19 protein-coding genes and 1 pseudogene are annotated in these 19,112 nt (G+C 66.0%); 15 read left to right on the forward strand and 5 right to left on the reverse strand.

Translation table 11 applies throughout. From position 1 onward, the window contains the following. Positions 1–2: 2 nt before the first annotated feature. The 12 genes from AC1DF3_RS29465 (at position 3) to AC1DF3_RS29520 (ending at position 11,934) form a co-directional block, all read left to right on the forward strand. Positions 3–218 carry a hypothetical protein gene (locus AC1DF3_RS29465; RefSeq protein WP_478141752.1) on the forward strand — a complete coding sequence of 72 codons (216 nt, stop codon included), beginning with the start codon at positions 3–5 and terminating at the stop codon, positions 216–218. A gap of 21 nt (positions 219–239) precedes the next feature. Continuing rightward, positions 240–1,292, forward strand: a complete 1,053-nt coding sequence (locus AC1DF3_RS29470; RefSeq protein WP_478141753.1) for a TrbL/VirB6 family protein — start codon at positions 240–242, stop codon at positions 1,290–1,292. A gap of 145 nt (positions 1,293–1,437) precedes the next feature. Continuing rightward, the gene (locus AC1DF3_RS29475; RefSeq protein ID WP_478141754.1) at positions 1,438–2,163 is read left to right on the forward strand and encodes a VirB8 family type IV secretion system protein; all 726 of its coding nucleotides are present in this window, start codon (positions 1,438–1,440) and stop codon (positions 2,161–2,163) included. Continuing rightward, a complete protein-coding gene (gene virB9, locus AC1DF3_RS29480; RefSeq protein WP_478141755.1) occupies positions 2,160–2,999 on the forward strand; it encodes a P-type conjugative transfer protein VirB9 in 840 nt (279 codons plus the stop codon). The genes AC1DF3_RS29475 and virB9 overlap by 4 nt, the downstream gene beginning before the upstream one ends. Then, positions 2,996–4,384, forward strand: coding sequence for a type IV secretion system protein VirB10 (gene virB10 / locus AC1DF3_RS29485; RefSeq protein WP_478141756.1), 1,389 nt, complete (start codon positions 2,996–2,998; stop codon positions 4,382–4,384). The genes virB9 and virB10 overlap by 4 nt, the downstream gene beginning before the upstream one ends. Continuing rightward, positions 4,353–5,492 (forward strand): P-type DNA transfer ATPase VirB11, encoded by a 1,140-nt coding sequence (virB11, locus tag AC1DF3_RS29490; RefSeq protein ID WP_478141757.1) that lies wholly within the window; start codon positions 4,353–4,355, stop codon positions 5,490–5,492. The genes virB10 and virB11 overlap by 32 nt, the downstream gene beginning before the upstream one ends. Continuing rightward, the gene (locus tag AC1DF3_RS29495) at positions 5,458–7,446 is read left to right on the forward strand and encodes a type IV secretory system conjugative DNA transfer family protein (protein ID WP_478141758.1); all 1,989 of its coding nucleotides are present in this window, start codon (positions 5,458–5,460) and stop codon (positions 7,444–7,446) included. Before virB11 ends, AC1DF3_RS29495 begins: the two co-directional genes overlap by 35 nt. A 29-nt stretch (positions 7,447–7,475) precedes the next feature. Continuing rightward, positions 7,476–8,693 carry an LPD7 domain-containing protein gene (locus AC1DF3_RS29500; protein ID WP_478141759.1) on the forward strand — a complete coding sequence of 406 codons (1,218 nt, stop codon included), beginning with the start codon at positions 7,476–7,478 and terminating at the stop codon, positions 8,691–8,693. After that, positions 8,680–9,363, forward strand: coding sequence for a phospholipase D family nuclease (locus AC1DF3_RS29505; protein WP_478141760.1), 684 nt, complete (start codon positions 8,680–8,682; stop codon positions 9,361–9,363). Before AC1DF3_RS29500 ends, AC1DF3_RS29505 begins: the two co-directional genes overlap by 14 nt. A gap of 14 nt (positions 9,364–9,377) precedes the next feature. After that, a complete protein-coding gene (locus AC1DF3_RS29510; protein WP_478141761.1) occupies positions 9,378–10,091 on the forward strand; it encodes a TraX family protein in 714 nt (237 codons plus the stop codon). Between the two features lie 107 nt (positions 10,092–10,198). Further along, on the forward strand, positions 10,199–10,708 hold the full coding sequence (locus AC1DF3_RS29515; protein ID WP_478141762.1) for a hypothetical protein: 510 nt from the start codon (positions 10,199–10,201) through the stop codon (positions 10,706–10,708). Between the two features lie 80 nt (positions 10,709–10,788). After that, positions 10,789–11,934, forward strand: a complete 1,146-nt coding sequence (locus AC1DF3_RS29520; RefSeq protein WP_478141763.1) for a zeta toxin family protein — start codon at positions 10,789–10,791, stop codon at positions 11,932–11,934. A 154-nt stretch (positions 11,935–12,088) separates the two neighbouring features. On the opposite strand, the pseudogene AC1DF3_RS29525 reads toward AC1DF3_RS29520, so the two are convergent. From AC1DF3_RS29525 to AC1DF3_RS29545, 5 genes and pseudogenes are all read right to left on the reverse strand, one after another. Beyond that, a pseudogene (locus tag AC1DF3_RS29525) lies at positions 12,089–12,184 on the reverse strand (restriction endonuclease); the annotation flags it as partial. A gap of 32 nt (positions 12,185–12,216) precedes the next feature. Next, the gene (locus AC1DF3_RS29530) at positions 12,217–13,311 is read right to left on the reverse strand and encodes a relaxase/mobilization nuclease domain-containing protein (RefSeq protein WP_478141764.1); all 1,095 of its coding nucleotides are present in this window, start codon (positions 13,309–13,311) and stop codon (positions 12,217–12,219) included. Continuing rightward, the gene (locus AC1DF3_RS29535) at positions 13,304–13,951 is read right to left on the reverse strand and encodes a hypothetical protein (RefSeq protein ID WP_478141765.1); all 648 of its coding nucleotides are present in this window, start codon (positions 13,949–13,951) and stop codon (positions 13,304–13,306) included. Before AC1DF3_RS29535 ends, AC1DF3_RS29530 begins: the two co-directional genes overlap by 8 nt. Positions 13,952–14,737: 786 nt before the next feature. Further along, a complete protein-coding gene (locus AC1DF3_RS29540; RefSeq protein WP_478141766.1) occupies positions 14,738–15,028 on the reverse strand; it encodes a hypothetical protein in 291 nt (96 codons plus the stop codon). A gap of 116 nt (positions 15,029–15,144) precedes the next feature. Further along, entirely contained in the window at positions 15,145–17,271 is a 2,127-nt protein-coding gene (locus tag AC1DF3_RS29545; protein ID WP_478141767.1) for a ParB/RepB/Spo0J family partition protein, read from the reverse strand. 540 nt (positions 17,272–17,811) lie between these two features. Between AC1DF3_RS29545 and AC1DF3_RS29550 the strand changes: the two genes are divergently transcribed. Genes AC1DF3_RS29550 through AC1DF3_RS29560 form a run of 3 tightly spaced genes read left to right on the forward strand, consistent with a single transcriptional unit; the run spans position 17,812 to position 19,100 of the window. After that, positions 17,812–18,210 (forward strand): hypothetical protein, encoded by a 399-nt coding sequence (locus AC1DF3_RS29550; protein WP_478141768.1) that lies wholly within the window; start codon positions 17,812–17,814, stop codon positions 18,208–18,210. A 16-nt stretch (positions 18,211–18,226) separates the two neighbouring features. Then, complete coding sequence (locus tag AC1DF3_RS29555; RefSeq protein WP_478141769.1) at positions 18,227–18,796, forward strand: hypothetical protein; 570 nt, start codon at positions 18,227–18,229, stop codon at positions 18,794–18,796. Between the two features lie 34 nt (positions 18,797–18,830). Then, positions 18,831–19,100, forward strand: a complete 270-nt coding sequence (locus AC1DF3_RS29560) for a hypothetical protein (protein ID WP_478141770.1) — start codon at positions 18,831–18,833, stop codon at positions 19,098–19,100. Positions 19,101–19,112: the final 12 nt, after the last annotated feature.

A 19,112-nucleotide genomic window follows, 5' to 3' on the forward strand; every position in this document is an offset into this window, starting at 1 on the left:
CCATGTCGAAGTCCATCGTCGTCATCGTAGTCGCAGTTGTGGTGCTCATCGCCGCTGGCGGCGCCTATTACATGGCCCACGAGCCGGCGCCCATCTCCATAAATCCTGCGCCCGAAGGGCGCATCGACCTTCCCGCGACACCCATCCCGAGCACTCCCAAGCCAGACCACGGCAATTTTCAGAAGCGCTTCCAGCCCTCAATGCCACCAGCCAAATAGCGACAATACAGGAAGTGGGAAATGTTCTTCCAACAGTTCTGGACTTGGTTGACTTCACAGTTGACCGACTATATCGCCACCAAGTCCGCGGCTGTGGCGGGCGCGATAGAGCCAGCAGTGGTCACGCTCGCAACGATCTACGTCATGATCTGGGGCTTCCTCAGCCTGACTGGACGAATTCAGGAACCGATATGGGAGGGCGTCAAGCGCATCATCTTCATCGCCATTGTTTTGGGTCTTGGTCTGCGCTTGTGGCTGTTCAACTCCCTGATCGTCGACACCTTCTTCACCGCGCCAGGACAACTCGCCTCGGTCATCGCGGGATCAAGTGATCCTGTCACTGTAATCGACACCATCTGGGACAAGGGCGGAACGGTTGCGTCCGCCCTCTGGAATAAAGGTGGAGTGCTCAGCGGGGATTTCGGCTTCTATTTGGCCGGAGCCATCGTCTATCTCATCATGGGCGGCGTTGCGGTCTACGCACTCTTTCTCCTGGCACTCTCGAAACTTGCCCTCGCCCTGATTCTCGCGATAGGGCCAGTCTTCATCTGTCTTCTCCTCTTCGAGACTACTCGCCGATTCTTCGAAGCCTGGATCGCCCAACTTGCGAACTACGCCCTGGTGGCCGTGCTCAGTACGCTTGTCGCCACGTTGATGCTGAAGGTGGTTTCTTCATATGCGACTCAGACCGCCGCACGAGGCGACGCCATCGTGACGGTGGATGCGCTGAACATGGTCCTGTGCGCAGCACTGGCCCTGCTCATCATGCGTCAAGTCCTGCCGATTGCGTCTGGACTCGCCAGCGGCATCGCGCTCAACTCATTCGGCGTTGTAAGTGGGATGGCACAGTGGGCGCTCGGCGGCGCCAAGCGCTCCAGCTACGAGTTCAGCCGTGGCGTCATCGACGGCATGCGTCGCGAGCCCGGCAGCCGCTGGGATTCCTTCCGTCGCCTTGCGGGCAACCGCGTCGGCGCTGGTGTGGCTTCGGTCGCCCGGGTCGGTTCCTCGCCGCGGCGCGGCGGCACCGTGCTCCCCCGCGAGCGGGTCATGCCCCACCCTTTCCATCGTCAGTAGGCCCGGAGTTGCCACGTGAAGTCCTGGATCTCCCTCGCCCTGTTGCTGCTGATCGCCGCTTGTGGCACCCGCCCGCCTGTGCCGCCCGAGTGCCAGGGCCCGCTCACGCCCATCAACCCGACCTCGACATCCTCTGGAGCCTCCCATGAAGCGGGACCCCGAGCTTGAGAAATACCTCAAGGAAGCCCAGAGCTGGGAGCTCGATCGCGCCCGACGCTCCGAACGTTCCGCCAAGGTCGCCTGGGTCGTAGCCGGCACCTCGCTCCTCACAGCGCTCCTTGCCGTCGGCGCCGTGGCCGGCCTCACGCCCTTGAAGCAGCCAGTCCCTGTCCTCATCCGCGTGGACAGCAGCACCGGAATCGTGGACGTCGTGCCGACCTACCAGGGAACCACCGACATCGAACAGGTCGTCACCCGCAACCTGCTGCAGAACTATGTCATCGCCCGGGAGCGCTACTTCTACGGCACTGCCGAAGCAGACTACGAACTCGTCGCCGCCCAGAACTCCCCGCGCCTGAACCAGGAGTGGGCAAGCCTGTGGGCCGCCAACAACCCGCTCTCTCCGCTGAACGTCTACAAGGACGGCACTTCCATCCGCACCCAAGTAAGGTCGGTCACCTTCCTCAAGCTCGAGAGCGGCAGGGACAAACTGGCCCAAGTTCGCTTCACCCGCTACGCCCGCGCAGGCGGCACCGGGGACGAGCAAGCCACGCATTGGGTCTCCACCATCGAGTTCGCCTACGTCGAGCCTTCCAAGGACGACAAGTGGCGCTCTCTCAATCCACTGGGTTTCCGCGTCGTCGAGTACCGCCGCGAGCCGGAGGTGGCCACCAGCATGCCAGCACCGGCGGGCAAGCAGGAGGCGCGATGAGGCTGCTGCCTGCGCTTCTGCAGCGAATCGCGACCACCACGTTGGCCGGCACTCTGGTTTTGGTCGCGCCGGAGGCCAGGGCAGCCACCACTCCGCCTGCCGGCAAGGTGGACGCCCGCATCCGAGTTGTGGCCTACAACCCCGACGATGTGGTCACGTTGCACGGCTACGTGGGCTACCAGATCCACCTGCAGTTCGCGGAGGGCGAGGAGTTCGTCAACCTGGGTTCCGGCGACAACGCCGCTTTCGACGTCGGCGCCGAGCGCAACCACTTCTTCATCAAGCCCAAGGAAGCGCGCGCTTCCACCAACCTCACAGTCCTCACCAACCGTCGGGCCTACCACTTCGACTACGTGGTGTCCGTGAACGCGCCCAGCGGCGCGGCGGCGAAGCGCATGGTGTATTCGATTCGCTTCACCTACCCCCAGGACGATGCGCGCGCCCTGGCGGCCGAGACCGAGCGCCGTCGCACCGAGGCACGCATGAGCCAATCCTCGGATCGCCCACGCAACATGGACTACTGGTTCTGCGGCAGCGAATCACTCAAGCCCATGAGCGCCTACGACGACGGTGTTCAGACCCGCCTGCGCTTCCAGGCCCGCTCCGAGTTCCCCGCCATGTTCGTGCAGAACGACGACGGCTCCGAGTCCCTGCTCAACTTCAACGTCGAGGATGACGAGGTGGTGATCCACCGGGTGGCCCGTCGCTTCGTGCTGCGCCGCGGCCAACTGGTGGGCTGCGTCGTCAACCAGTCCTTCGCTGGTGGCGGCGCCCGCACATCCACCAACACCAACGTGCCCGGCGTCCAACGGTCCACCGCGGGAGGCGAACCATGAGCTGGCTCGATCGGCGCCACAGAGGGCGCGATGCGCAGGGTGTTAACGGTGGCACCCCAGAGGCCCTCCACGAGGACGAGGCCATCGAGGCCGCCGGAGACTCTACGAGCCCGCACGTGGACCCCGACACCGGCGAGATCTTGCCCACGCGTCGGGTGACGCGAGGATCTGCGGGCGCGACGCCGGGCCGCGATGCCGGCGCCGCCTCGGTCCAAGGTGAGCGCGCTATCCCCTCGGTCAATCGGGAGCGCTCGATCCAGTCGCGCATCAGCGGGGGCCTGGCCCTGGCGACCATCCTGCTGCTCGGCGGGGGCTTTCTCTTCTGGTACTACAACACCCAGTACAGCAAGAGCCGCGACGCGGAGGAAGCCGCGCGCAAGGCCACCGCCGCGCGTGCCGGCGGCGAGATGAAGGTGCCGCCCCTGGGCCGCATCGATCCGCCCAAGGCCCCCACGGACGCCACCCCCATTTTGACCGCGAGTACATTACCTGCCCCTCAGTCCGCTGCCCCTCCCGCCAATGCGGGTGGCCCGCCCCAGAAGACCCCCGAGCAGCTCGCCCTGGAGCGTCAACTCGGGGCCCCCGTCCTACGCAAAGGTCAATCCTTGACGAGCAACGCGGCTCCCTACAGCGTCGAGAGCGCCGCTCCGGGCCAGAGCGGCCAGCCGGTCATGCCCAACGTCGCCCAGCTTTTCGGCGCGATGCAGAGCCCGGCTGCCGTCACGCCAACCGGGAACACCCTGGCGGCCAATCTCAGGCCAACGCCAACGCCCGCAGTCACCGCGCAGACTTTACCGACGCGGCGCTTGCTTCTCCCGAAGGGCGCTTTCATCGACTGCACCCTGGAGACGGCGATCGACTCGACCTACGAGGGCATGACCACATGCATCGGCGCCAGCGACATCTATGGAGCGGACGGCAAGGTGGTGTTGTTGGAGCGCGGCACCAAGTACGTGGGCGAGCAGCGTGGATCGCCGCACCAAGGCCAGGGCCGGGTCTTCGTGCTCTGGACCGAGGCCCGCACACCTACGGGCGTCGTGGTCCAGCTCGCCTCGCCCGGCACCGACGAATTGGGCCGCAACGGGCTTCCGGGCTTCGTCGACACCCACTTCTGGGCCCGCTTTGGCGCCGCGATCCTCATCTCGGTGATCGATGGAACGATGCAGGCCATCGTCGCCCATCAGCAAGGCGGCACCAATGTCGGCGGCGGTGTGGTGATCGGAGCACAGGGCGGCCGGGACGTCATGACGGAGGTCTTGCGCAACACCATCGCCATCCCGCCCACCGTCATCAAGAACCAGGGCGAGCGCATCCAGATCCTGGTGGCGCGCGACGTTGACTTCAGGAGCGTCTATGCGCTTCGGACCGAGCCCGCGACCCCTTGACCGGCAAGGCGGCACGGCCGGCGCTTCGGCTGCCGCACCAGCGCCCGCGCGCCCGGTCGATGAGGCTCCGTCCTCGCTCGCACTCTTCCTCGGCCCCCTCAGCCGACTGCTGGATGACCCCGAGGTCACCGAGATCTGCATCAACGAACCCGGCGGTGCCTTCGTAGAACGGCATTCGGGCTGGTCGCGCGAAGAACTTCCCTTCGCTTCCTACGACTGGTGCATCGCCATCGCCAAGTTGGTGGCCAATTTCACCCGACAACGGGTGTCGGCCAGCGAGCCCCTGCTCTCGGCCACCCTGCCCGGGGGCGAGCGCATCCAGATCGTCCTGCCACCGGCCACGCTGGAACGCACTGTCTCGATCACGATCCGCCGCCCTTCCAACGCGCTCTGGACACTCGAAGAGCTGGACGCCAAGGGCATCTTCGGCCCCACGCGCAGCATCCCCGCCATCGCCACCCGCCAAGCGCAACTGGAGCACCACTCACCTGAAGACCGGGAGCTCACGACCCTGCTTGCACGGCGGCAATTCGTCCAGTTCCTGCGCCGCGCCGTCCATCTGCGCAAGAACATCCTCTTCTCCGGCTCCACGGGGTCGGGCAAGACCACGGTGAGCAAGGCGCTGATCCTGGAGGTGCCTCCGGAAGACCGCCTGATCACCATCGAGGACGTCAAGGAACTGTCGCTCTGCAACCAGCCCAATCACGTGCGCCTCTTCTACTCGCAGGGCGCGCAGGGCCAGGCCGAAGTCACGCCCGGCCAGCTGCTCGCAAGCGCCAAGCGGCAGCGCCCCGATCGCGTCTTCGTTTCCGAGCTGCGCACCGGAGAAGAGGTCTACGACTACCTGGTGTCCGTCAACACTGGCCACCCCGGCTCCATCACGAGCGTGCATGCCGACAGCGCCGAGATGGCCTTCGTGGCCCTCGCCCAGTTGATGAAGCGCAGCCAGGCCGGCCACGGCATGAGCACCCGCGAGGGCGTGGAGCTGGCCCAGATGAGTGTGGACATCGTCGTTCAATGCGCGCGCGACCGCGGCAGCGCCGGCAGCCCACGCGTTGTGCGGGAGATCTGGTATGACCCTGACACCAAGCTCAGAGGGCTTGCCTAGCCCCTTCAAGATCGCGGTCGCGCTGCTGGTGGCGGCGCTGGTTGGCTTGTACATGGCTGGCTACGCGTTCCTGATGGCGATGAAGCTGCCGCCCCAGAATGCAAGCCTCCTGACCATCCACCAATACTGGGCGGCCTACGGCGAGCGTCCGGACGTGCGCCGAACCCTTCTCTCGACACTCGTCGGTGCTCAGGGCCTCTGCCTTGGGCTCGTTGGCCTCGCCATGCTCCCGCGCCGGCGTCCGCTGCACGGCGAGGCGCGCTTCGCCACGCGCCGGGAGATCGAGCAGGCCGGCCTCCTCGAAGAGCACGGGATCATCCTGGGCCGCCTGGGCGGCCGATACCTGGTCCTGCCCGGCCAGCAGGGCGTGGAACTCGAGGCGCCGCCTCGCAGCGGCAAGGGCGTCGGCGTGGTGGTGCCGAACCTGCTGAACTGGCCCGGGTCGACCATCGTGAGTGACATCAAGGGCGAGAATTTCATTCGCACCGCAGGGCTCAGGGTGGCGCATGGCCAAGAAGTCCACCTCTTCGATCCGCTGTCGGAAAAGGAATGCTCCGCCCGCTGGAACCCGCTCGGCTATGTGTCCGAAGCGCCCTACCGGTGCATCGACGACCTGCAGCGCATCGCCACGATGCTGTTTCCCGACCCGCTGGCGGGCGATCCCTTCTGGACGTCATCGGCGCGATCCCTGTTCCTGGGAATTGCCCTGTACCTCTTCGAGACACCCGGTGCCACGCGCACCCTCGGCGAGGTACTGCGTCAGGGCATGGCCAGCGACGCCGAAGGCTTCCAGAAGCACTGGAAGCGCGTCATCGATGCCTGCGAGCGTGCGGGCTACCCCCTGTCGCAGGAGGCCGTTCAGAGCCTCTACGACGTGATCGACCTGGCACCCACCACAGCCTCGAGCATCCGCAAGACCTTCACGAGCCGCCTGGACCTGTGGCTCAACCCCATGATCGACGCGGCCACCTCGGCCAACGACTTCGACCTGCGCGATCTGAGGAAGCGCCCGATCTCCATCTACGTGCAGATCAACCCGGACAACATCGCCCGCCTGCAGCCCCTGCTGAATCTTTTCTTCCAGCAGGCCATCGGCCTGCAGACCCGGGAGCTGCCCGAGAACAACCCGGCCCTGAAACACCAGCTGCTCCTGATGCTCGACGAGTTCCCCGCGCTCGGCCGCATCCCGGTGATCGCCGAATCCACGGCCTTCCTGCCCGGCTACAACGTACGCACGGTCATCATCGTTCAGTCCAACTCGCAGCTGGTCGAGAAGTACGGCGTCGAGGGCGCCAAGTCCATCCGCAAGATGCTCGCGGCGCGCATCGTCTTTCCGCCCAAGGAATACGACGATGCCGAAGCGATCTCCCGGGAGCTGGGTACCTATACCGTCAAGCAGAAGAACACCAGCCGGCCAATGTGGGGCGGCGGCAAGACGGGCGGCACGGTGAACATCAGCGAGCAGCCGCGTCGCCTGCTCTTGCCCCAGGAGGTCAAGGAGCTGGGTCCGAGCCGAATGATCCTCTTCTACGAAGGGCTGCGCCCGGTGCTCGCGCACCGCATCCGCTACTTCAAGGACAAGTCCTTCTCCCGGCGCGAACTGGCTCCGCCTCCCGTACCCCGTCTGGACGTGGCCGGCTCCAGCCATGCCATTGCCGCGGCGACGGCCACGCGCGCGGACGACGAGCCGGGCGTTGCCGCCAGAACGCAGAAGACCGCAACGGCAAGCGGCTCGACGCCGCCTGCAGGATCCGTCACCAATATCACCCCGCAAGGCGGGGGCCAAGTCATCACGAAGAAGGACCCACCAATGGCAGACGATGTGCTGAGCGACACGCTGAAGCTGGACGACTTCTCGTTCGACTTCGACGACGTCGAGATCCCCACCGAAAAGCTGAGCGACGAGGACATCAAGCGCCGGGCGGACGAGTTCGTCTCGCGGTTGCTGGATTGATGACGCCCCCGTCCAGGAAAGGAGCCTCTATGGCCACTCCCGAAGAGTCCGACGCGAGACCCGCCTCCGTGACCAGCAGCGCAGCCCCCAATTCCACCGCCTCGCCACCCGGCGCCGCGTCCTGGGATTTCGCGGGATCGGTACAGGGCCATGCGCCGCCCGGCGGCCGAACGCACCCGCGCGTGCCCGACGCCATCGAGCGGCGCTACCTCAAGGTCGATGACCACTATTTCTTCCCGGACCGAACATTGGCCTTCATCGACGATGGCAGCCGCATCCGGGTCCGCACCGAGAACCGCGAGGTCATGCACAGCGTTATCGCCATCGCTCAGGCGCGAGGCTGGCGTGCGATCGACGTGCGTGGCACCGAGGCATTCCGCCAGGGCATGTGGCGCGAGGCAGCGCTGCTTGGTATCGAGGCACGAGGCTACGAGCCCACGGAAGCCGAGATCCAGCAGGTTGCGCGCGCGCGGCAGAGGCATCAAGCGACAGGACCCGCTCCGGCCGCAACCACCCAGCAGCCAGGTTCGCCTCCGGACCGGGATGTCCCAGGGCAGGCCCCGTATGCAGATGCGCCCGGCGCTGGCCGCGCCGCCGGATCCCGCCCACTGCGCGACGGCCCTCGCCCACCCATCCGAGGCCTGCTGGTCGCCGCAGCCGCCGCCCCCTACAAGTTCGACCCTGCGCAGCGCATGTCCTTCTACGTGATGGTGCGCACCGAGGTCGGCGACCGCACGATCTGGGGTGCTGACCTGGAGCGGGCGCTCGCCGAATCCACCTCCCAGCCGCGCATCGGCGATCAGGTCGTGCTCACCCAGCACGGCACGAACCCGGTCAACGTGCGGGTTCCCGCGCGCAATGAGGCGGGAGATCTGATCGGTGAGAAGAAGATGGTGGCCCAGCGTGCCCGCTGGAGCATCGAGACCCCTGAGCACGTGCGCGATCTGCAGCGCCAGGCCCACCTGCTGCGCACCGGAGAGATCCTGGCGGAGGCCTCGCTTGACATGTACCCGGGCCTCGCAACGGCTGCTGCGGGCGTGAAGCTGGCAGAGCAGTACGCCCGGCGCGTGACTGCCGACGAGCCATCGCAGGAGAAGCTGGTTCAGGCGATCCGCGACCGCATGGCCGCTGCCGTCGAGCGTGGTCGCCAGGTTCATCTGCCCGACCGCAAGCCAGGGCCAAATCAAAGACAGGTTCGCCAGCGTGGCGGCCGCAGCCGCGAGGAGCTGACCCATGAGCGCATCTAGACCCCGGGAGCGCTGGGAGATTCGCCTCGAGCGCGCGATTCGCCCCCACGGGTTCGCCTTGGCCCTGTGCGTCTTCCTGGCGGACGCTTCGTTGCACGCACTCTCGGCGCAGGCCGCGACAAACGACCAGGTCGTGGCCCAGACGCAGACGCAAGTGCGACCCGCAGCCCAGGCCGCGCCGACTTCGCCATCGACGCCGTCATCCACGCCCTCATCCGCTGTCTTCACCCCAGCCTTCACTCCGGGGCATGCGCTCCCACTCGTGCTCGACACGATCCGCAGTGCCCGTTCCACGTTGTATGTGGCCGCCTACTCCTTCACCAGCAAACCGATTGCCCTGGCCCTACGGGACGCCCAGCGCCGTGGCGTCCAGGTGATGGTGCTGGTAGACGCCGGAGAAGCCTTCAAGGGCTACTCGGCCGCACGCTTCCTCGCCAACGAGCGCGTGCCCGTCCGCACCAACGCCCGGTACGCGCTGCAGCACAACAAGTTCATCGTCGCCGACGGCACCACAGTGCAGACCGGCAGCTTCAACTACACGTCCTCCGCCGGCGACCGCAACGCTGAGAACGTGCTGGTGGTGAGCAACTCGCCGCAGCTAGCCGCGGTGTACGCCCGCGAGTGGCGGCGACTGTGGGACGAAGGCACCGAGCTAGCGCCGGCCTATTGAAGGTGCCCTGATCCATGCGCACAGCGCAGGCATCCGCCGCAAAGCCGCGGCCCGCGAGTCCCGCGCGCGCTGCTTGGCACATCTCGGACGGTTCGCTGGAAGCGCTGAAGTGGTTCGCCCTGGTCCTGATGGCTGGGGACCACGTCAACAAGTACTTGCTCCATGAGGCCAACGCGACGCTCTTCGCCCTCGGCCGGCTGGTGATGCCGGTCTTCGGCTTCGTGCTCATGTTCAACCTCGCACGCCCCGGCGCTCTGGCCGCTGGGATGCACGTGCGGGTGATCAGGCGCCTGACCCTCTTCGGCGGCCTCTCGACGCCCGCCTTCGTCTACCTGGTCGGCTGGTGGCCCTTGAACATCCTTTTCACACTGTGGGTCGCCACACTGCTGGTGTATCTCTGGGAGGCTGGCGGCAAAGGGCTGCGGGTGCTTGCGGTGCTGACTTTCCTCATTGGCGGCGCTTTCGTGGAGTTCTGGTGGCCGGCGCTACTGTGCTGCCTGACCGCCTGGGTGTTCATTCTCCGGCCGACGGCCGTGCGCCTCGTGCTCTGGACGCTCGCCACGACCTCCCTGGCCGTCGTCAACGGAAACTTCGCTGCATTGGTGGCCCTGCCGCTCATCTGGGGGGCCACGCAGGTCGACATTCCGCTGCCCCGCAACCGCTGGGTGTTCTACGCCTTCTACCCGGCCCACCTGACGCTGCTGGCCCTCTGCTCGGCCACGCGCTGACGCGGGCGCCATGGACCGTTGGCGTCGCGCTCGGCCTGCCACCAGTTGCAGCGATTTCAGCTGTTCTACAGCGTTCTATATAGCGTGCTGCTATAAATCGCGCTCGCATGGACAGCATTCAACTCCGCATCCGCATCGATGGCGCCATCGCCCAGAAAGCGCTGGCGATGGCGCAGGCGCGCGGCATGGACCTGCCCGATGTCGTTCGCATGATGCTCACCAAGGCGGTGCAGATCGGCGATTTCTCCATCGAGAAGGAACTGGCTCAGCACCAGCAACTTGAAGAGCGCTCCAGACGGCGACCCTATTTCGACTACGACGAGAGCCAATGGAACTCGATGAAAACCGTGCTCGAGGCCGAGTTGGCGCTGGCACTGGTCAACCAATACATTGCCTCCCACACGCTGGAGATTGAGGCGCTGGCGAACCAGGATCCACCGGATGCGGAACGGATTGGACACCTCAGCCAGAAGCGCGACCACGCTCGCCGAGTGCTCGCAACCTTGGATCCCACAGACGCAAAGTCCGTGCAGTCGATCCTTGAGGAATTCGGTCCGCCTGCCGGATCGTCGGGGCCGGTCGATTCCGGCGAAGCGAACGAAGGAGGCCAGCCGTGACCCGGCCGCCCTCACCCTCACCCTCAGCCGACGCGCCCGCGCCGTCCGAACGGGAGCTTCGGCGCCTGTACGACCGATGCGTGGCGCCCGACCTGTTGATCGGTGCGCATCCGTCGGATCGGCCGGTTGCCATGATCATCGCGGGTCAGCCCGGCGCGGGCCTGACCTTCGCCACGGTGAACTTGCGCAAGCAGTTGATAGAGACGGCGACGACGGCACCGGCGCACGTCTCTCTGAATCGCCTTCGTGCCTATCACCCCCTCTGGGCGCCTGGAGGCGAACTTTCCCCCACGGCGGCGGCGCGCGTGGCCGACAACTGCCAAGTCTGGTTCGACCGGTTCGTAGCGGAAGTTCAGGAGCGGCGCCTGAACCTCATTGCAGAGATGGAAACCACCGACATCGAGGCGGTACCCAGGCTCGCGACCGATCTGCAACACAGCGGCTACATCGTGCAGGCCGTCTTCGTAGCCACCTCGCGTGAGGAAAGCCGCCTGGCCATGTTGGCGCGCTACGAGATGCGTCGGCGTGCCGGCCTGGGCGCCGAGGCCCCGTCCATCCAGGCCCATGACCACGCCTTCAACAATGCGGCCTCAGTGCTGGGCCGGATGGAGCATGAGCGCCTCGTCGATGGGTTGCGGGTCATCGCCCACGATGGTGTCCATATCTATGAAAGCCGGGTGATCGGCGGGGAGCTCAACCGAGTTCCGCGGGCCGCCGAGAGCATGAGCGTTCAGCAAGACAAGCCGCCGTCTTCAAAGGAGTTGGCCCAGTACGCGATGCGCTGGGAGACTCTGGTGCAGCGCCTGGCCAACGACCCGAGCGTCCCGCGCGAGATCGCCAGCCAGACCCTGCAGTGGCGCAATGCGGCGGTCGACCGTTGCCAACAGGATCCTTCGGCAGCCCAGATGTTGCAATGGGCGAGAGAAGCTGGTGCATTCCGTGTGATGAACCGATACGAGTTTCTCAAGGAGTTCCCTCACCACGAGCGCGCTTTCATAACGCTGGGCATCGCGGCCGAGGAGTCGGAGAAGTATCCGACCAAGGAGGCCAAACGCCTGATGTTCCATGCCCGCGAGAACATCGCCCAGCGCATCGAGCGCGGCGACATGGCTCGCATTGCCGCCCGCCAGAAAGCCCAGGACGCGAAGGCAGCAAAGTCGAAGGAAGCACCGGCAAAGAGCGATCCGTCTCGACAACGGCCTGAGCTGGACCCCCCCACCCGATAGCGCCCGCACCGCGGGTGCCGTCAGGCAGACGCCAGCCGTCCCGAATCGAACAGACAAACGGCCACACGCCCCGGCAGCCGGGACATGTGGAGCAGCCCCCGAAGGCGGGGCCGGCGTTCCTGCCCCAAGTCAGGCCAAAGCGCTTGTCGTCGCCGACCAGCTCCAGGCTCCGTCCTTCAGCGAATCCCTTCGCGTCCTCAGTAAAGGTGCCCGGGGTCACGACGAAACCGCCCGTGGCGCCGCGCGCAGATTGCTTCCGTGCTGCCTCACAAGGGAGAGGCGCTACCGATGGCGCTCGTCCGGAGGGCGAGAGCGGGAACGCGCCGGCGTCGGCACATGTTGCTGGTTCTGCCACTGCTCGGCCAGCCGCTGCGCGTCCGTTTGCACGGGCGGCATCTGTGCCGCAAATCGCTCCACCTGTGCGGCCAACTCGGTCTCGCCCTGTCGTCGCAGCGTCTGCGCCGTCGCTCGCCAATCGGCCGTCACTGAATCTCGCGTGCGCTGAAGGGTCTCCCCTCCCTGTTCGATCGAACCGTCCCCACCCTTGAGCGCTTTCACCATTGCCATCACCTTCTCGCGCAGGACGGTGGATGGCCTCGGCGAGATGCGCTGGCTGCGTTCCGCCGCGCCGAGCTGCCCGAACGTACGCATCGCCCGTAGCCGATGGTGGATGGCATCCCGTTGAGGCCGGCGCACCTGGCCACGGACCTGCCGCGGCGTGGCATTGGCGGCAACGCCCTGCTCCCGCATGAGTTCGGCAAACTGCTCGCGCCAGCGGCGCAGAGTGTCCTTGCGGACATAGAGGCGCTTGCCCGGTTCGTACTCATGCTCGCACTTGACCACCAAGTGAACGTGCGGATGCGCCTGGTCGGTGTGCAGCACCATCGCATAACGGTGCTGCAGCGCGAAGTTCTCGCGAGCGAAGGTTCGCGCTGCGGCCAATACCTTCTCAGGCGGCGTACCGGCCGGCATCGACAGCACGATGTTGTGAACCAGCTTGGGACGCGTGTCCTTCTCGCCCTCCGCCGGCTTCGGGCGGTACTGGCTGCGGCACTGATCGAGGTGCCAGTCCTCCGTGAACTCCAGCGCGGCATCCTTGCCCTGTACCGAGAGGCCCTCATCTGTCTCCAGTGCCAGTTTCCCGTGCCGGCCGATGTACTTGAGGTGCGCGCCCACGCCGCCGGAATCGCGCCCGCCGCCCGAGACCTTCACCATCACTTCGGGCGTGCGACTGACCGTGCGCTCGATCTGCTGGATCTGATCCTGACCAAAGCGCAACACGCCGCCTGGACCGCGGCGTCCGTGGCTGACGATGTCCAGTGTCAGGTCGCGATCACCGCCACCCGACAGACGTGACCTGACCATCCGCTTAGGCATGACCCGCTTCCCAACTCATCAGGTTGCGACGCACCACCGCCGCCGACGCTTCGCGCGCCGATTCAACTTCGTGGTGCACACGCGCGAGCAGATCACGCAGCTCCGATGCCGCCGGTTCGGCCAATGTGTTCGGCATGTCGAACACTCGGAGTTGCCGACCCAGTGCCGCCAGCTGCGCACCCACCGCCTTGAGCAGATCCAGTTCAAGAGGTGGCAGCACGTCCGAGGCGCACACGTGGTTGTGGACGAGAAGCGCCAGGTACGTGCCGGTTTTCATGCCTCGCGCGCCAGATCGTTCCGCTGCGCGCATGCGGTCGCCACGACGAAGACGCAGCGTGATGCGGTCTTCGGATGCGACATCGGTCTCGGTGCTCTTCACGTCGGTAGCCAGATCTGGAGTCACTGCGCTCGGTGCGTTCGAGCGCAGCACTTCATCGACGAGCTTGGAGAGCAATCCCGACTCGGTGAGCTGGTGATGCGCGGCCAGCGCGGTGAATCTCGCCTTCGCATCGGGGGGCAATCGCATCGAAACCACAGCGGATCGGGGAGCGTTGGTCACTGCAAAAGCCGAGGGAGTAAACAATGTCTGACGCCAGTCTATCCTGCCATCAAACCAATTCAAGGGGTCCACGTTCGTCATGACGAACACGCTGGCCCCGTCAGCCAAGCTGTCCCGCTTCTCCCGCGACTCAGCGAACCCATCGCCCAAGAAGAGTGTTCGTCGTGACGAACACTTTTCCGGTCGGCGCCTCCAGGTTTCACACCCAGTTTTGAGATCGCGACCAGTGCCTCGGCAGGTGCGAGCACCTGCAAGCAGGGCAAGGCCGCGCCAAAGGCGGCCCTTGGCAACCACCCAGCGCACGGCGATCCTGAAAGAGGGTGAGAGGGTGGGCTTGGGCAAGCGAAAGCCCGCCGAATGGCGATGACGAGCTTCCTTTGGCATCGAGGTTCACCGGGCGCGCCGCGCCCTCCCCTTTCCTCTTCCCTGCGCCTTGTCTCCCCGATCCATCGCGACGCGCTGCTTCATCGCCGCGTAGTAGCACCAGGGGCAGATCCACCGTCTCGCGCGTGCGCACGCGTTTGGCAGGCAAATCGATGACGCATCCGAGGATGGTGACCACGACGGCACGCATGCCTCGCTCACGGACAAAGGCAGTGCCTTCGCGGGTACGGGCTTGAAGGGCATCATGGTCATCATTCACTCCACCGCGCGGCCAGCCTCCGAGCAGCTTCGACATGACGTTCCGCCTCGTTCAAGTGGCTGGCAATCTCCGCCAGGTGAGGATCAGCTCGATGCCGTTCATGAGCCTGTTCGACGCCGAGAACGGCGAGTTGCAGCAGCTCTTCGCATTCGCGCGTCCGCCGGCAAAGACAGTGACCCTCGAAGCGCGACAGCTGTGCGACGGGGTCTTCGACCGGCGGAGGGCTACCGCTTGCCTTCGGCTGTCGCACGGCGGCCTCCGTCGGTCGATGCTTGTGTACGCGAGGGCGCACGCGCCGGCTGCGCAGGCTTCAGGTCGCCCATTTCGACGGGCGTGAGGTCGCGCGTGCTCCCGATGCCCGCGAGGACGTCGAGTTGCGGCTGAAATCGCGCCGAGAACGTCCCGCCCCCCGACACAGGCTCGGGATGCGATGGAGAAAGCTGGACGACCGCGAAAGCGAACGTCAGCAGCGCCAGAGCGACAGCGCTGGCAGCAATGATCTTTCTGGTGTTCATGGAAACCTCCAAAGGAGTTGAGGAAATAGGGAAGAGGGAACGGTGGCGCTCGGCCAGTCGTGGAGGAGCGCCGGCCATCGGCGGGTTCCCCGCCGCTTTCAGCGGCAGGGGCACGATCACTCGTCGTATGCCTCGTCGGAGTGAGGGGAAGGGATCGGACGCAGCGGCGCAGGCAGCCAGCGCAAGCCTTCGAGCTTGGTTGCGCAGTACGCGATGGCTTCGGGCTTCTTCATTCCGGCCACGGCATTCGTGGAGTCGATGCCCGTTGCTTCTTTCACGGCCTCGAGTGCCTTGGCCTTGCTCACGCTGCCGAGGTAGTTCTCGGCGGTGGGCACCCACCAGTCGGCCATGTCGATGCCGAGGGCCTCGGCGATCGCATCGCTCTGGTCGCGAGAGCGTTCCCGGCCCGCCACCGCGTCGATGCTGCGCGCGGTGCAATAGGCCAGCAGTTCCAGCAACGTCTCGCGGTCTTGGCCGAGCAGCCAGGCGAACATCGCCTCGGGGTTGCCAGGGAGCCGGTCGCCCCACGCCGTCTCGGCCTGGCCGAGGATTGCGCCTGCGGGGGAACTCTCGTAGCCGGTCGCGTTCTGCGCGAGGCTGTAGTCGCTGGTCGGGTGCACATTCACTCTCACCACATCGTTGCCCCGGCTGTACTGGCCGAACACGGTTTCCGCCATGCGATGCACCAGCGTCACGAGCGCCACCTGCGGATTCTGCGTCAGTGCGGCTTGAAGGGCGGCGGTGCGATGCGCGGTCAGGTCGCGCATGAGCTTCTCACTGAACTCGGGGCGCTTCTTCGTGTCCTCTGTTCCCGCGCGGTCGCCGTGCTCTCCTTCATCGCAGTTGCCGTTGCCGGAGCCCGGGTCGCCGGCGTCGTCCCCTGCACCACCCTTCCCCGCCGGTCGATCCTGAGGCCGGATCAGGCCACGATGGACGGTGACGCGTCCGCCGTGGTCGATGCGAAGCAGTGCACCCGTGCGTGCCATCTGTTCGGGCGTCCACGCCAGCAAGGCCGCCCGGGCGGTGTCGAGCTTGTCGTCGAGTTCATCCAAGGCAGTGGACAGACGCTGTTCCTCGGCCTCATAGTCGTCGGAATCGGGATCGCTGTCCTCCTCTTCCTTTTCCTCGTTCCGGTCATAGGCCTCGGCCAGCCGGTCGCGCTCGGCTTCCATGGCCTGGATGGCCTGTGCTTCCTCCGATGTCGGCTCGCGCTGGGCCTGTGGCTCGCTCCCGTAGCTGCGCAACGCGAGGTTGTCACCCTCGGTGAGGCAGTCCACAAACCCCCAGCCTTCGGCGCGCACTTCCTCGGCCAGACCGCGCAGCTTCTCCATCGCGAGGGTCTGCAACAGCACGGAGTCGTCCAGGTAGACGCTTCTCGCCTCATCGTCCTCGGCAAAGAGGTCACGGCGCACCGCCCCGCCCCGGGCCTCGTAGGCTTCGATGCCCACGAAACGCGCAAGGCGGCTGTCGCCTGCGCAGGATTGCTCGGTGAGCATGCGCCGGATCGTCCATGCATCATGGTCGTAGGCCGGCAGGCCATCCCAAATGGCCTCCTGCGCCGCGTGGTCCTCGGTCAGCGCGAGCGCCTGCAACTGATCCGGCTCGATCTCGTCGGCGCGGTACATCGCGAGGAATCGAGGGGCCAGACGTGCGAGCCTGAGCCGCCGCTCGACCGTCAGCACGCTCAGCCCGAAGCGGCCCGCCACCTGCGCAACCGTGAGGCCCTCTTCCACCAGCTTGCGAAAGGCCTCCATCTCGTCGGCGGGATGCATGGCTTCGCGGCCCGAGTTCTCGGCCAACGACACCTCGGCGGCGCGGGCGTCGTCGTAGAGCTTGCATTCCACGGGCTGCGATGCGCTCCACTTGCCCTCTTCGGCCAGTTTGTGCATGGCCTGCAGGCGGCGGCCACCGGCCACCACCGCGAAGCGTCCATCCGCCTGGGCGACGACCGACAGGCGCTGCAGCAGTCCCTGCGACTCGATGAGGGCGGCGAGTTCGGCGATGCCGTCCTCGCGGACCACCCGGCGCACGTTGGCATCGCTGAGCACCAGTTGGTCCAGCGCCACCAGCAGGTCGCGGGCGCTGGGGTCGATCTCCGCATGGGCGATGGCCTTCATGGGAGCCTTCGGCTGGGTGGCCTTGGCGGCACTTCCAGCCTTGGGCATCTTCGGAGCCTTCGCTCCGTTGAGCTTGCGTGGCGTCTTGCCTCCGGCGGCGTCATGGTTCTCGGCAGCAGCAGTCATTTCCGTGTCCTTTGCAATTGAGGTTGAAGAGAGAGGCCGGGCTTCTAGATCTCGAGCCCTTCAAAGAAGGGTTGGGGTTCGCATCGGCCTCCTGCCCGGAACTGGCCGCCGTTCTCCTGAGTCTTTCGCCCGGTGAACGGCAGCGACGGCGGGGACGGGGGAGCAAGGGGGAAGGTGTGTAAAGCGAAGCTTTATGAAAACCCCCTTGCAGGCGAAGCCGGTCCCACGGCCTCGCGGGCGCAGAGTCACCGGACAAGGCGAAAGGCACAGGAAAACGGCAGAACCCCCGGAAGCCGACGCGAAACCCAACCGCCGCGCGGCGAGCGCCTCCACCTGCCGCGAGGCAGGTCTGATCAGGGAAGTCCAAGGGACGAAGTCCCGCGCGCCAGGGATGCGCAAGGCTGGCCGCAAGGCCAGTCCCCGCAGGGGATGAGCGCGAAGGCGCGAACCTGGAGCAGCCCGACAGCGGCGAAGCCGGTGGGGCGCCCTACCTCTTACGGCAGTCGATGCGAAAGCTTCGCCGCGCTATAACCGACCCACATGGAAACCAGTCCGATCATCCGATTCCGCATCGACAAGGAGATCGCCAGGCGCGCCCCAGGCATGGCCGAGGCCATCGGCACGGAGCTTCCCGAGGTGCTGCGAACGATGCGCACCAAGGCCGCAAGGACTGGAAGCTTTTCGATCGATGTTGCGCACGATCTGGATCGCGGTGAGACTGTCAGGGAGCAAGGAAGTCAAACCTCTTTCGAGCTCCATCGCTGGGATCCGTACAAGATCGGAGTCCAGGCCGAGCTCGCCCTGGGACAACTGCTGCACTCCTTGGCGGACGCCGCGACCAAGTCGCAGGAAGCGGAGCACGTACAGAATCACGGCCCGCGTTGGGCTTTGGCGTTCGGACAACCTTGCACCGGATTGGGTCACCGGCGAGCAGCATGACAAGGCCCTCGACGCGTTGCGCGCGACGCTCGCCGGCTTCGAGGAAGGCCGCAACGTGGACGGCTTGAGGCCCATCACGCCCGCAGGCCGTCAGCTTTTCGAAAATCGATGGGCCGGAAGCGACTGGATCCGGGTACCGAGAGCGGCCGCGGTCCTGGACAAGGAAGCATCGCGGGCACTGCCGGACAAGGACGCCGTGCAGCTCGCGATGTGTTGGGAAGCGGTTTGCCGCACGGTCGTCAACGACCCTGGTGTGCTGCGGGAAGTGACAAGCCAGGTGCTCAGATGGCGAAACGATGTCATCGCGCAATGCGAGGCGAGTGCACCTCAGGCGCAAATGCTGCGGTGGGCTTGCGAAGGCGCAGCCTTTCGCGAGATGGACCGCTTCGCATTCGAGGCGGCCTTCCCGCATCACGCGCGTGCCGCCGAGATGACGGGTGCGGCGGTCATCGAGGCCGAAAAGCACGAAGCGGTAGAAGCACAGCGCTTTCTGAGCAACGCGCGCGAGAACATCGCGCAGCGCATCGAATGCGGCGACATGGCGCGCATCGCGGCCCGCGCCGCTGCGTCACGGAACGCGACCTAAGGCTAGCCTGGAACAACACGCGCAGGAGGACCCCATGCCGACAATCACTCAGAAAGCCGCGATCCTTGTCAGGGCAGGCGTTGTCGTTCCCGGCCATCCCGCCGTCGGCGTCTCCGATGAGGCAGTCGCGGCATGGAGCCAACAGGTCGATGAGCTGTTTGCAGCATACGTGATGTCTCGCGCTGCGCAAAGCCTTCGCGAGGCCGAGGAAGCGCAGCAGCGCAGCCAGATGCGCCATGTCGACGCCCAACTCGGACAGGATGATCCAAAGCCCCGCCGCCCTGCGGCCGGACCTGAAGGCTAGCCCGAGGCCAGC

The organism is Variovorax sp. 10N432 (genome assembly GCF_056394465.1).

Excerpts from the sequence above, each read along its gene's own strand:
- AC1DF3_RS29465 (WP_478141752.1), top strand. The coding sequence starts at position 3 with ATGTCGAAGTCCATCGTCGTCATCGTAGTCGCAGTTGTGGTGCTCATC.
- AC1DF3_RS29470 (WP_478141753.1), top strand. The coding sequence starts at position 240 with ATGTTCTTCCAACAGTTCTGGACTTGGTTGACTTCACAGTTGACCGAC.
- AC1DF3_RS29475 (WP_478141754.1), top strand. The coding sequence starts at position 1,438 with ATGAAGCGGGACCCCGAGCTTGAGAAATACCTCAAGGAAGCCCAGAGC.
- virB9 (WP_478141755.1), top strand. The coding sequence starts at position 2,160 with ATGAGGCTGCTGCCTGCGCTTCTGCAGCGAATCGCGACCACCACGTTG.
- virB10 (WP_478141756.1), top strand. The coding sequence starts at position 2,996 with ATGAGCTGGCTCGATCGGCGCCACAGAGGGCGCGATGCGCAGGGTGTT.
- virB11 (WP_478141757.1), top strand. The coding sequence starts at position 4,353 with ATGCGCTTCGGACCGAGCCCGCGACCCCTTGACCGGCAAGGCGGCACG.
- AC1DF3_RS29495 (WP_478141758.1), top strand. The coding sequence starts at position 5,458 with ATGACCCTGACACCAAGCTCAGAGGGCTTGCCTAGCCCCTTCAAGATC.
- AC1DF3_RS29500 (WP_478141759.1), top strand. The coding sequence starts at position 7,476 with ATGGCCACTCCCGAAGAGTCCGACGCGAGACCCGCCTCCGTGACCAGC.
- AC1DF3_RS29505 (WP_478141760.1), top strand. The coding sequence starts at position 8,680 with ATGAGCGCATCTAGACCCCGGGAGCGCTGGGAGATTCGCCTCGAGCGC.
- AC1DF3_RS29510 (WP_478141761.1), top strand. The coding sequence starts at position 9,378 with ATGCGCACAGCGCAGGCATCCGCCGCAAAGCCGCGGCCCGCGAGTCCC.
- AC1DF3_RS29515 (WP_478141762.1), top strand. The coding sequence starts at position 10,199 with ATGGACAGCATTCAACTCCGCATCCGCATCGATGGCGCCATCGCCCAG.
- AC1DF3_RS29530 (WP_478141764.1), bottom strand. The coding sequence starts at position 13,311 with ATGCCTAAGCGGATGGTCAGGTCACGTCTGTCGGGTGGCGGTGATCGC.
- AC1DF3_RS29535 (WP_478141765.1), bottom strand. The coding sequence starts at position 13,951 with ATGACGAACGTGGACCCCTTGAATTGGTTTGATGGCAGGATAGACTGG.
- AC1DF3_RS29540 (WP_478141766.1), bottom strand. The coding sequence starts at position 15,028 with ATGAACACCAGAAAGATCATTGCTGCCAGCGCTGTCGCTCTGGCGCTG.
- AC1DF3_RS29545 (WP_478141767.1), bottom strand. The coding sequence starts at position 17,271 with ATGACTGCTGCTGCCGAGAACCATGACGCCGCCGGAGGCAAGACGCCA.
- AC1DF3_RS29550 (WP_478141768.1), top strand. The coding sequence starts at position 17,812 with ATGGAAACCAGTCCGATCATCCGATTCCGCATCGACAAGGAGATCGCC.
- AC1DF3_RS29560 (WP_478141770.1), top strand. The coding sequence starts at position 18,831 with ATGCCGACAATCACTCAGAAAGCCGCGATCCTTGTCAGGGCAGGCGTT.